At 69.9% G+C, this 11,273-nt stretch carries 14 protein-coding genes; 10 read left to right on the top strand and 4 right to left on the bottom strand.

What is annotated here, in order from left to right:
- Positions 1-34: 34 nt before the first annotated feature.
- The 3 genes from ICC28_RS28225 to ICC28_RS28215 are packed head-to-tail and all read right to left on the bottom strand — an operon-like array spanning position 35 to position 2,565.
- Positions 35-751 (bottom strand): ABC transporter permease, encoded by a 717-nt coding sequence (locus tag ICC28_RS28225; RefSeq protein WP_188291574.1) that lies wholly within the window; start codon positions 749-751, stop codon positions 35-37.
- Between the two features lie 47 nt (positions 752-798).
- Positions 799-1,722 (bottom strand): ABC transporter ATP-binding protein, encoded by a 924-nt coding sequence (locus tag ICC28_RS28220; protein ID WP_188291551.1) that lies wholly within the window; start codon positions 1,720-1,722, stop codon positions 799-801.
- A 45-nt stretch (positions 1,723-1,767) separates the two neighbouring features.
- A complete protein-coding gene (locus ICC28_RS28215) occupies positions 1,768-2,565 on the bottom strand; it encodes an aminoglycoside N(3)-acetyltransferase (protein WP_188291550.1) in 798 nt (265 codons plus the stop codon).
- Between the two features lie 173 nt (positions 2,566-2,738).
- Between ICC28_RS28215 and ICC28_RS28210 the strand changes: the two genes are divergently transcribed.
- Genes ICC28_RS28210 through ICC28_RS28175 form a run of 8 tightly spaced genes read left to right on the top strand, consistent with a single transcriptional unit; the run spans position 2,739 to position 9,281 of the window.
- On the top strand, positions 2,739-3,458 hold the full coding sequence (locus ICC28_RS28210; RefSeq protein ID WP_282702136.1) for a helix-turn-helix transcriptional regulator: 720 nt from the start codon (positions 2,739-2,741) through the stop codon (positions 3,456-3,458).
- Entirely contained in the window at positions 3,455-4,879 is a 1,425-nt protein-coding gene (gene sufB, locus ICC28_RS28205) for a Fe-S cluster assembly protein SufB (protein WP_188291548.1), read from the top strand. The genes ICC28_RS28210 and sufB overlap by 4 nt, the downstream gene beginning before the upstream one ends.
- A 60-nt stretch (positions 4,880-4,939) precedes the next feature.
- Positions 4,940-6,121, top strand: coding sequence for a Fe-S cluster assembly protein SufD (sufD, locus tag ICC28_RS28200; RefSeq protein ID WP_188291547.1), 1,182 nt, complete (start codon positions 4,940-4,942; stop codon positions 6,119-6,121).
- Positions 6,121-6,441: a non-heme iron oxygenase ferredoxin subunit gene (locus ICC28_RS28195; protein ID WP_188291546.1), complete on the top strand. Its 321-nt coding sequence runs from the start codon at positions 6,121-6,123 to the stop codon at positions 6,439-6,441. The genes sufD and ICC28_RS28195 overlap by 1 nt, the downstream gene beginning before the upstream one ends.
- A 7-nt stretch (positions 6,442-6,448) precedes the next feature.
- A complete protein-coding gene (sufC, locus tag ICC28_RS28190; RefSeq protein WP_188291545.1) occupies positions 6,449-7,213 on the top strand; it encodes a Fe-S cluster assembly ATPase SufC in 765 nt (254 codons plus the stop codon).
- On the top strand, positions 7,210-8,466 hold the full coding sequence (locus ICC28_RS28185; RefSeq protein ID WP_188291544.1) for a cysteine desulfurase: 1,257 nt from the start codon (positions 7,210-7,212) through the stop codon (positions 8,464-8,466). The genes sufC and ICC28_RS28185 overlap by 4 nt, the downstream gene beginning before the upstream one ends.
- 18 nt (positions 8,467-8,484) lie before the next feature.
- On the top strand, positions 8,485-8,952 hold the full coding sequence (sufU, locus tag ICC28_RS28180) for a Fe-S cluster assembly sulfur transfer protein SufU (protein WP_188291543.1): 468 nt from the start codon (positions 8,485-8,487) through the stop codon (positions 8,950-8,952).
- Positions 8,949-9,281 (top strand): metal-sulfur cluster assembly factor, encoded by a 333-nt coding sequence (locus ICC28_RS28175; RefSeq protein ID WP_067015477.1) that lies wholly within the window; start codon positions 8,949-8,951, stop codon positions 9,279-9,281. Before sufU ends, ICC28_RS28175 begins: the two co-directional genes overlap by 4 nt.
- Before the next feature lie 54 nt (positions 9,282-9,335).
- On the opposite strand, the gene ICC28_RS28170 is transcribed toward ICC28_RS28175, so the two are convergent.
- Positions 9,336-10,133 (bottom strand): AbfB domain-containing protein, encoded by a 798-nt coding sequence (locus tag ICC28_RS28170; protein ID WP_188291542.1) that lies wholly within the window; start codon positions 10,131-10,133, stop codon positions 9,336-9,338.
- A gap of 223 nt (positions 10,134-10,356) precedes the next feature.
- On the opposite strand from ICC28_RS28170, the gene ICC28_RS28165 reads away from it, so the two are divergent.
- Both ICC28_RS28165 and ICC28_RS28160 read left to right on the top strand, forming a co-directional pair.
- Positions 10,357-10,677 carry a DMT family transporter gene (locus tag ICC28_RS28165; RefSeq protein ID WP_188291541.1) on the top strand — a complete coding sequence of 107 codons (321 nt, stop codon included), beginning with the start codon at positions 10,357-10,359 and terminating at the stop codon, positions 10,675-10,677.
- Positions 10,677-11,216 carry a TetR/AcrR family transcriptional regulator gene (locus tag ICC28_RS28160; RefSeq protein ID WP_188291540.1) on the top strand — a complete coding sequence of 180 codons (540 nt, stop codon included), beginning with the start codon at positions 10,677-10,679 and terminating at the stop codon, positions 11,214-11,216. Before ICC28_RS28165 ends, ICC28_RS28160 begins: the two co-directional genes overlap by 1 nt.
- Positions 11,217-11,273: the final 57 nt, after the last annotated feature.

The following is an 11,273-nucleotide window of genomic DNA, read 5'->3' as shown; positions in this document are numbered from 1 at the left end:
TTCACGAGGGGGCTCCCTCCAGCCTCATGAGGGGCTACTCCCAGCGGAAGAACTTCCCCGCCGCGGCCAGCCCCACGACCGCCCAGACGGTGAGGATCCCCAGGTCGGCCCAGGGCATCCCGGCCCCGTGCTGCAGCACGTCCCGCAGCCCGTCCGACAGCGCCGCGATCGGGAGCAGCCCCAGGACGTCCTGTGCCGCGTCCGGGAACTTGTCCAGCGGCACGACCACACCGCCGCCCATGAGCAGCAGCAGAAAGACCAGGTTCGCGGCGGCCAGCGTCGCCTCGGCCTTCAGCGTGCCCGCCATGAGCAGCCCGAGCCCGGAGAAGGCCGCCGTGCCGAGGACCAGCAGGAGGAACACGGCCAGCGGGTTGCCCCGCGGGTCCCAGCCCAGCGCGAGGGCGATCACCGTCACCAGGAGCACCTGGAGGACCTCGGTGACCAGGACCGACAGCGTCTTCGCCGTCATCAGGCCCCAGCGGGGGAGCGGGGAGGAGGCGAGGCGCTTCAGGACGCCGTAGCGGCGCTCGAAGCCCGTCGCGATGGCCTGGCCGGTGAACGCCGTCGACATCACCGCCAGCGCCAGGATGCCCGGCGTGAGGAAGTCGACGGCCTCGCCCTCGCCGGTGTCCACGATGTCCACCGTGCTGAACAGCACCAGCAGCAGGGTCGGGATGATCACCGTGAGCAGGAGCTGCTCGCCGTTGCGCAGGAGCATCTTCGTCTCCAGCACCGCCTGCGCCATGATCATGCGGGGGAGCGGAGCGGCTCCGGGCTTCGGGGTGAAGGTACCCACGGTCACGAGCGCAGCTCCTTGCCGGTCAGTTCCAGGAAGACGTCCTCAAGGGTGTGGCGTTCGACGGAGATCCGCTCCGGCATCACGCCGTGCTGCGCGCACCACGAGGTGACGGTCGCCAGCAGTTGCGGGTCGACCTTGCCGCCGACCCGGTACGCCCCGGGCGTCAGCTCCGCGGCCGTGCAGTCCGCGGGCAGCGCCTTGAGCAGGGAGCCGACGTCCAGGCCGGGCCGGCCGGTGAAGCGGAGCGTGTTCTCGGCGCCGCCGCGGCACAGCTCCTCGGGGGAGCCCTGGGCGATGACCCGGCCCGCGTCGATGATCGCGACGTCGTCGGCGAGCTGCTCGGCCTCGTCCATGTAGTGCGTGGTGAGGATGACCGAGACGCCGTCCGCGCGCAGATCCCGGACCAGGTCCCAGGTCGCGCGCCGCGCCTGCGGGTCGAGGCCCGCGGTCGGCTCGTCCAGGAACACCAGCTCCGGACGTCCTACGACGGCCATGGCGAGCGTGAGCCGCTGCTGCTGGCCGCCGGACAGCCGCCGGTACGTGGTGCGGCCGCAGCTGCCCAGGCCCAGGCGCTCGATCAGGGCGTCCACGTCCAGGGGGTGCGCGTGCAGCCGGGCCGTGTGCCGGAGCATCTCGTCGGCCCGAGCGCCCGAGTAGACGCCGCCGGACTGGAGCATCACCCCGATCCTGGGGCGCAGCTCGCCGGACTGGCGCACCGGGTCGAGGCCCAGGACGCGCACCGTGCCGGAGTCCGGCTTCCGGTACCCCTCGCAGGTCTCGACCGTGGTCGTCTTGCCCGCTCCGTTGGGTCCGAGTACGGCGGTCACGCCCGCCCCGGCCACCAGGTCGAGGCCGTCCACGGCGGTCTTCGTGCCGTACCGCTTCACCAGGGCCTGGACCTGGACCACGGGCTCAGTTCGCATGGCTCAAGAGTCTAGGTACGCGCGCGTGCCGCCGGACCGGCGGGTTCAGATCTCCTCCTCACGGGGCCGGTGCACCGCCAGCCACCGCTGTGCGTAGGCCACGGCGTCCGCCACCGGGAACAGCCGCGCCTCGGCCGCGCCCACCCTGCCCCGTACGACCGGACGGTCCCGTTCGAAGTCGTGCCCCAGTTCGTCGAACCGCTCCGAGCTGATCGAGACCTCGGTCACGGTCTCCCAGCCCGCCGGTCCCGGGCGGCCGACCTTCACGAGGGGGGACGGGATGCGGTACTCGGCCAGGTGGAAGCTGGTGCAGGTGTCGTATCCGGCGCCCAGCAGGAGCACGCGCGCGTGGAGGGCCTCGAGGCGGGCCAGCGGGCTGTGCTCGCCGAGGCGGCAGTCGGGGGCGTGGCCCTCGGTCACCTCGGCCGCGCGCGGGCCGACGGCGGCGAAGGAGGTCTGCGGGTGCGCGCTGCGCAGGGCGCCCGGCCAGGTCCGTACGGTCTCCGGGATCACGCCGACCCCGCGCGTGGGCGTGATGCGGGGGTCGTAGGCGGGCATGGTCGCCCGGACCGTCTCCCACCACTCCTCGGGCACCGGCGGGTTTTCCCACACCGCAGGGTCGGACAGGTCGCCGGACTGGGTGGGGACCACGAGGGTGCCCTGCGGGCCCAGGGCGTCCAGCAGCCCCTGGACGGCCGCCACGGCGCCGCCGCAGACCCAGCCGAGGGAGCGGAGGGAGGAGTGGACGAGAATCGTTTCGCCCGGTTTGATGCCGAGTTCCGTGAGGGCTTCGGCGAGGCTGGTCCGGGTGACAAGTGGGCCGGTCGGAGGGGGTGTCGACATGGTTCGGGAGTGTCCCGGAGGCCGCGCGCGGGCGCTACCGAATTGCGCGGGCCTCTGATCGATCAAAGATCGTTTCCGCAGGTCAGATTAGGTAAACCTAAGTGACGCAGGGCACCGTCGGGGCGCCCGGACCCCGCTTGCCTGGCTCTGAGGAATTACGCAACAATGGCGTTGTGAAAAACGTCGGCGAGGCCCCCGAGGAGCTCGCGACCGGTGAGCGGTCCACCCGCAACCGGGTCGCGCGGTCCATCCTGGACCACGGCCCGTCGACGGTCGCCGAACTCGCCGGCCGGCTGGGGCTCACGCAGGCGGCCGTCCGCAGGCATCTGGACGCGCTCGTGACCGACGACGTCGTGGAGGCGCGGGAGCAGCGGGTGTACGGCACGCGCACGCGTGGCCGCCCCGCCAAGGTCTTCGCCCTCACCGACTGCGGCCGCGACGCCTTCGACCAGTCGTACGACAAGCTCGCCGCGGACGCCCTGAGCTGGATCCGCGACCGGTTCGGCGGGGACGAGGCGGTGGTCGCCTTCGCGCGCGCGAGGATCGCCGCGCAGGCCGACGCCTACCGCCGGGCGATCGAGGCCGCGGCCCCCGAGAAGCGCACCGAAGCCCTGGCCAAGGCGCTGAGCGCGGACGGGTACGCTGCTACGGCGCGCAGCGCGCCCCTCCCGCAGAGGGGTGAGCAGTTGTGCCAGCACCACTGCCCCGTCGTCCATGTCGCCGAAAAGTTCCCGCAGCTCTGCGAGGCGGAGACCGAGATCTTCTCCCAGCTGCTCGGGACGCACGTCCAGCGGCTGGCGACCATCGCGCACGGCGACGGCGTCTGCACGACGTTCATCCCCAAGATTTCCCACAACGCATCTGCAAGCACGGCCGGGAGGAACCCCGCATGACTCTCCCCATCGAGGAGACTGCCCACCCTGAGCTCGAAGGCCTGGGCAAGTACGAATACGGCTGGGCGGACTCCGACGAGGCCGGTGCCGCTGCGAAGCGCGGTCTGAGCGAGGCTGTCGTCCGCGACATCTCCGACAAGAAGTCGGAGCCGGAGTGGATGACCAAGCTCCGCCTCAAGGGCCTGAAGCTCTTCGAGAAGAAGCCCATGCCGAACTGGGGCTCGGACCTGTCGGGCATCGACTTCGACAACATCAAGTACTTCGTGCGCTCCACGGAGAAGCAGGCGGAGTCCTGGGAGGACCTGCCCGAGGACATCAAGAACACGTACGACAAGCTCGGCATCCCGGAGGCGGAGAAGCAGCGCCTCGTCGCCGGTGTCGCGGCCCAGTACGAGTCGGAGGTCGTCTACCACCAGATCCGCGAGGACCTGGAGGAGCAGGGCGTCATCTTCCTCGACACCGACACCGCCCTGAAGGAGCACCCCGAGCTCTTCCAGGAGTACTTCGGCACCGTCATCCCGGCCGGTGACAACAAGTTCGCCGCGCTGAACACCGCCGTGTGGTCCGGCGGCTCCTTCATCTACGTGCCGAAGGGCGTGCACGTCGAGATCCCGCTCCAGGCCTACTTCCGTATCAACACCGAGAACATGGGCCAGTTCGAGCGCACCCTGATCATCGTCGACGAGGGTGCCTACGTGCACTACGTCGAGGGCTGCACCGCCCCGATCTACAAGTCGGACTCGCTGCACTCCGCGGTCGTCGAGATCATCGTCAAGAAGAACGCCCGCTGCCGCTACACGACCATCCAGAACTGGTCGAACAACGTCTACAACCTGGTCACCAAGCGCGCCGTGGCGTACGAGGGCGCGACCATGGAGTGGATCGACGGCAACATCGGCTCCAAGGTGACGATGAAGTACCCGGCCGTCTACCTGATGGGCGAGCACGCCAGGGGCGAGACCCTGTCCATCGCCTTCGCGGGCGAGGGCCAGCACCAGGACGCCGGCTCCAAGATGGTCCACATGGCGCCGAACACCTCCTCCAACATCGTCTCCAAGTCGGTGGCGCGCGGCGGCGGCCGTACCTCCTACCGCGGTCTCGTCGAGATCGGCGAGGGCGCCCACGGCTCCAAGTCGAACGTGCTGTGCGACGCGCTGCTCGTCGACACCATCTCCCGCTCCGACACCTACCCCTACGTGGACGTCCGCGAGGACGACGTGTCCATGGGCCACGAGGCGACCGTCTCCAAGGTCTCCGAGGACCAGCTCTTCTACCTGATGAGCCGCGGCCTCTCCGAGTTCGAGGCGATGGCCATGATCGTGCGCGGCTTCGTCGAGCCCATCGCCAAGGAGCTGCCGATGGAGTACGCCCTTGAGCTCAACCGGCTGATCGAGCTGCAGATGGAAGGCGCGGTCGGCTAGGACCCGCCCCCGAAGCAGTCGCCAGATTTCTTGACGCAGGAAGAGAGCAGACCGACAGCCATGGCTGAGGCTCAGAACATCCCCGTGGGGTCCACCACCGCGGGCCAGATCGCGGTGGCCGCCGAGTCGACCGTCGCCACGCGCATGAGCGCGCCCCCGTCCTTCGACGTCGCGGACTTCCCGGTCCCGCACGGCCGCGAGGAGGAGTGGCGGTTCACCCCGCTGGAGCGCCTGCGCGGGCTGCACGACGGCACCGCCGTCGCCACCGACGAGGGCCTGAAGGTCGCCGTCGAGGCGCCCGCCGGCGTCGTCGTCGAGACGGTCGGCCGCGAGGACGCGCGGCTCGGCAGGGCGGGCACCCCGGTGGACCGCATCGCCGCCCAGGCGTACTCCGCCTTCGAGAAGGCCTCGGTCGTGACCGTCCCCAAGGAGACCGTCCTCACCGAGCCGATCCGCATCGCCGTGCACGGCGAGGGCGGCACCGCCTTCGGCCACCAGGTCATCGAGCTGGGCGCGTTCGCCGAGGCCGTCGTCGTCATCGACCACACCGGTGACGCCGTGCTCGCCGCCAACGTGGACTACGTCCTGGGCGACGGCGCCAAGCTGACCGTCGTCTCCGTCCAGGACTGGGACGACAAGGCCGTGCACGTGGCCCAGCACAACGCCCTCATCGGCCGCGACGCCTCGCTGAAGTCCGTCGTCGTCACCTTCGGCGGCGACGTCGTCCGGCTGCACCCGCGCGTGACGTACGCCGGACCCGGCGGCGAGGCCGAGCTGCTCGGCCTGTACTTCACGGACGCCGGCCAGCACCAGGAGCACCGCCTCCTGGTCGACCACAACGTCCCGCACTGCAAGTCCAACGTCGTCTACAAGGGCGCCCTCCAGGGCGACAACGCCCACGCGGTGTGGATCGGCGACGTGCTCATCGAGGCCAAGGCCGAGGGCACGGACACGTACGAGATGAACCGCAACCTGGTCCTCACCGACGGCGCCCGCGTCGACTCCGTGCCCAACCTGGAGATCGAGACCGGCGAGATCGTCGGCGCCGGCCACGCCTCCGCGACCGGCCGGTTCGACGACGAGCAGCTCTTCTACCTGATGGCCCGCGGCATCCCGGCCGACGAGGCCCGCCGCCTGGTGGTCCGCGGCTTCTTCGCCGAACTGGTCCAGCAGATCGGTGTCGACGACATCGAGGAGCGCCTGCTCGCGAAGATCGACGAGGAGCTGGAGGCGTCGGTCTGATGACTGCCTTCGTGCGCGCCTGCGGCCTCAGCGAGCTGGAGGAGGACACCCCGAAGCGGGTGGAACTCGACGGCACGCCGGTCTCGGTCGTCCGTACCGAGGGGGAGGTGTTCGCGATCCACGACATCTGCTCGCACGCGAACGTCTCGCTCTCCGAGGGCGAGGTGGAGGACTGCCAGATCGAGTGCTGGCTGCACGGCTCCGCGTTCGACCTCCGCACCGGCAAGCCGTCCGGCCTTCCCGCGACGCGCCCCGTCCCCGTATACCCCGTAAAGATCGAAGGGGACGACGTGCTCGTCTCCCTCACCCAGGAGTCCTGAGACACCCATGGCTACGCTTGAAATCCGAGACCTGCACGTCACCGTCGAGGCCGACAACGCCGAGAAGGAGATCCTCAAGGGCGTCGACCTCACCGTGAAGCAGGGCGAGACGCACGCCATCATGGGCCCCAACGGCTCCGGCAAGTCGACCCTCGCCTACTCGCTCGCGGGTCACCCGAAGTACAAGATCACCGGCGGTACCGTCACCCTCGACGGCGAGGACGTCCTGGAGATGGAGGTCGACGAGCGGGCCCGCGCCGGCGTCTTCCTCGCCATGCAGTACCCGGTCGAGGTCCCCGGCGTCTCGGTCTCCAACTTCCTGCGCACCTCCGCCACCGCCGTCCGCGGCGAGGCCCCCAAGCTGCGCACCTGGGTGAAGGAGGTCAAGGAGGCCATGGAGCGCCTCAACATGGACCCCGCCTTCGCCGAGCGCAACGTCAACGAGGGCTTCTCCGGCGGTGAGAAGAAGCGCCACGAGATCCTTCAGCTGGAGCTCCTCAAGCCGAAGATCGCGATCCTCGACGAGACCGACTCCGGCCTGGACGTCGACGCGCTCCGGATCGTCTCCGAGGGCGTCAACCGCGTCCGCGAGACCGGTGAGGTCGGCACCCTGCTGATCACGCACTACACGCGCATCCTGCGCTACATCAAGCCCGACCACGTCCACGTGTTCGCGGGCGGCAAGATCGTCGAGTCCGGTGGTCCGGAGCTCGCGGACAAGCTCGAGGCCGAGGGCTACACGGCTTACACGAAGGGCGGCGCATCCGAGTGACACAGATGCCGGGCCTCCTCGACACCGAGGCGATCCGCAAGGACTTCCCCATCCTGGACCGCCAGGTCCACGACGGCAAGAAGCTCGTGTACCTGGACAACGCGGCGACCTCGCAGAAGCCGCGCCAGGTGCTGGACGCCCTGAGCGAGTACTACGAGCGCTACAACGCCAACGTCCACCGCGGTGTGCATGTGCTCGCCGAGGAGGCCACGGCGCTGTACGAGGGCGCGCGCGACAAGGTCGCGGAGTTCATCAACGCGCCCAGCCGCGACGAGGTGATCTTCACCAAGAACGCCTCGGAGTCGCTGAACCTCGTGGCGAACATGCTGGGCTGGGCCGACGAGCCCTACCGCGTGGACGCCGAGACCGAGATCGTCATCACGGAGATGGAGCACCACTCCAACATCGTGCCGTGGCAGCTGCTCGCGCAGCGCACGGGCGCGAAGCTGAAGTGGTTCGGGCTCACCGACGACGGCCGCCTCGACCTGTCCAACATCGACGAGATCATCACCGAGAAGACGAAGATCGTCTCCTTTGTGCTGGTGTCGAACATCCTGGGCACGGTCAACCCGGTCGAGACGATCGTCCGCCGTGCGCAGGAGGTGGGTGCGCTCGTCTGCATCGACGCCTCCCAGGCCGCGCCGCACATGCCGATGGACGTACAGGCCCTGCAGGCCGACTTCGTGGCCTTCACCGGCCACAAGATGTGCGGTCCGACGGGCATCGGCGTGCTGTGGGGCCGCCAGGAACTCCTGGAGGACCTGCCCCCCTTCCTCGGCGGCGGCGAGATGATCGAGACGGTGTCGATGCACTCGTCGACGTACGCCCCCGCCCCGCACAAGTTCGAGGCGGGCACCCCGCCGGTCGCGCAGGCGGTCGGTCTGGGCGCGGCGATCGACTACCTGAACTCGATCGGCATGGACCGGATCCTCGCCCACGAGCACGCGATCACCGAGTACGCGGTGAAGCGGCTGGCGGAGGTCCCCGACCTCAAAATCATCGGCCCCACCACGGCCGAGGACCGCGGCGCGGCGATCTCCTTCACGCTCGGTGACATCCACCCCCACGACGTCGGCCAGGTGCTGGACGAACAGGGCATCGCGGTCCGGGTCGGCCACCACTGCGCCCGCCCCGTCTGCCTGCGGTACGGAATTCCTGCGACCACGCGAGCGTCGTTCTATCTGTACTCCACGCCGGCCGAGATCGACGCACTGGTCGAGGGGCTGGAGCACGTTCGGAACTTCTTCGGCTGAAGGGCGTGAGCTGAGACCGTGAAGCTGGATTCGATGTACCAGGAAGTCATCCTGGACCACTACAAGAACCCGCACGGGCGTGGTCTGAGGGATGGCGACGCCGAGGTGCACCACGTCAACCCGACGTGCGGCGACGAGATCACGCTGCGGGTGAAGTACGACGGCACGACCATCAGGGACGTCTCGTACGAGGGGCAGGGCTGCTCGATCAGCCAGGCCTCGGCCTCCGTGCTGAACGACCTGCTGGTCGGCAAGGAACTGGCCGACGCGCGGCAGATCCAGGAGACCTTCCTGGAGCTGATGCAGTCCAAGGGCAAGATCGAGCCCGACGACGCGATGGAGGAGATCCTGGAGGACGCGGTCGCGTTCGCGGGCGTCTCCAAGTACCCGGCGCGGGTGAAGTGCGCTCTCCTGAGCTGGATGGCGTGGAAGGACGCGACGGCCCAGGCCCTGGGCGGAGCCGACGCCGAAAGGAAGACGGCATGACCGACACCGTTGAGATGAAGCCGGCCTCCGAGGAGGAGGTCCGCGAGGCGCTCTACGACGTCGTCGACCCCGAGCTGGGCATCGACGTCGTCAACCTGGGCCTGATCTACGGCATCCACATCGACGACGCGAACATCGCGACGATCGACATGACCCTGACCTCCGCGGCCTGCCCGCTGACGGACGTCATCGAGGACCAGGCCAAGTCCGCCACGGACGGCCTCGTCAACGAGCTGCGCATCAACTGGGTCTGGATGCCGCCGTGGGGCCCCGACAAGATCACCGACGACGGCCGGGAGCAGCTCCGGGCGCTCGGGTTCAACGTCTGAGACGTGCGGTTCGCGGAAGCGGCGCCCCCCTCGGGGGTCGCCGCTTCCGTGCGTTCAGTCCACCAGCCGGAACGCCGAGTCGGCGCGGTACACATCGCTGTGCTGGTACGGGTCCAGGCGGAGCTGGAAGTTGCGGTGGCGCAGGTAGCGGCCGGGGTAGTTCACCGACTCCAGCATGATCGCGCCGGAGTGGGCGGAGGCGCGGGGACAGAAGGTGGCGTCCTGCTCGAAGAGGCGGGTGCCGTCCTTGTGTTCGGCGCGCAGGAGGAACTCGCGGTGGCGCAGATGGGCGCCGTCGGCGGTGGCGAAGGAGTAGCAGGAGGCGTCCGCCAGGCCTTCGACCAGCCGAAAGGTGGTGCGGGCGGTGCCGAGGACGACGCTGTCGCCGTGCAACTGCCAGTACCGGTCCGGGTAGTTGACCGAACGCACCGAGCGCCAGGTGGCCTCGGGCTTCGGTTCCGGCTTCGGCTCCGGTTTCGGCTTGGGCTTGGGGGCGCCCGAAGAGGGCGGCGGCGAAGGGGACTTGGTGGGCGTGGGGGTGGGGGTCGGCGTGGGGCTCGACGGGGCGCCGCTGCCGGGGGACCTGCCCGGCCCGTCCGACGGGGAGGCGGACGGGGAGGCGAAGGTGATCAGCCCCGGCAGGGAGGCGCCGGCCGACGGGGTCGCCCGCTGCGACTGCTCCTCGGGCGCCCGCTGGGTGGTGGCCAGCGCCGTCACGCACGCGACGACGGTGACCAGGGCCAGTGCGCCGGCCAGCCAGAGGCGGCGCGTACCCGGTGTCCGGGATCCGTCCGGTGCCCAGCCGTTCTCCCAGGGGCGGTCCTGCGGCGGCTGGGGTTTCTGTTTGGGCATGCGCGGTTCCTCCAGGGGCGCGCGGGGGACAACTGCGCCCGGACGGCCGGTAATTGAAGAGAGAAGTTTTCGGTGGCGAAACCCTAGTGGACCCGCGGGCGTGTCACAGCCGTTTTCCACCTCACATTCCTGTCTCGAAACCCGTCCCGGCCCGTCTCGGCGGCCGTGGTCGCCCGTGCACCGTTGTGTACGGGTGTACGCATCGCTGTGTACGCTTGTACGCATGGGATACCTCACGCTCGCCGGCGCCATCGCCGCCGAGGTGGCCGCCACCACGGCCATGAAGTACAGCGACGGCTTCAGCAGGCTCTGGCCCTCGCTGCTGACCGCGCTCGGATACGTCGTCTCCTTCGCGCTGCTCGCCCAGACCCTGAAGACCGTCGGCATCGGCACGGCCTACGCGATCTGGGCCGGCGTCGGCACCGCGACCATCGCCGTCCTCGGACTCGCGCTGTTCGGGGAGGCGCTGACCGCCACCAAGGTCACCGGGATCCTGCTCATCGTCGCCGGGGTCGTCGTGCTGAACCTGGGCGGCGCCCACTGATGGCCCGGCGCTACGACCCCGAGCGGCGGCAGCGGATCATCGACGCGGCGATCAGAGTCGTCGGCGAGAAGGGCCTGGCGGGACTGAGCCACCGCTCGGTCGCCGCGGAGGCCGACGTCCCGCTCGGCTCGACGACGTACCACTTCAGCACCCTCGACGAGCTGATGGTCGCCGCCCTGCGCCAGGCCAGCGAGGGCTTCGCCAAGGTCATCGCCTCGCGCGGCGGCCTCCGGGGCACCGACCTGGCCGGGGAACTCGCCGGCTGGACGGGCGAATGGCTGGCCGGCGACCGCACCGGCGTCGAGCTGGAGTGCGAGCTGTACCTGGCCGCCCTGCGCCGCCCCGCCCTGCGCCCCGTCGCCGCCGAATGGGCGCAGGACCTCGCCGACCTGATCGCCGACCACACCGACCCCGTCACCGCCCGCGCCCTGGTCGCGCTGATGGACGGCATCTGCCTCCAGGTCCTGCTCACCGGCACGCCGTACGACGAGACATACGCGCGCGAGATGCTGGCCCGGGTCCTCGCCACGGAGGCGTGAACCCTCCGCCCCGGAGGACCCGGGGGCTACCGGCCGAGGACGCGGCCCGGCGTCCCT

This window comes from Streptomyces sp. TRM68416 (assembly GCF_014596915.1).
Lineage (GTDB): Bacteria > Actinomycetota > Actinomycetes > Streptomycetales > Streptomycetaceae > Streptomyces.
Note: the sequence above shows the minus strand (reverse complement) of the source record. Positions and strands in the feature narration are given on the sequence as shown.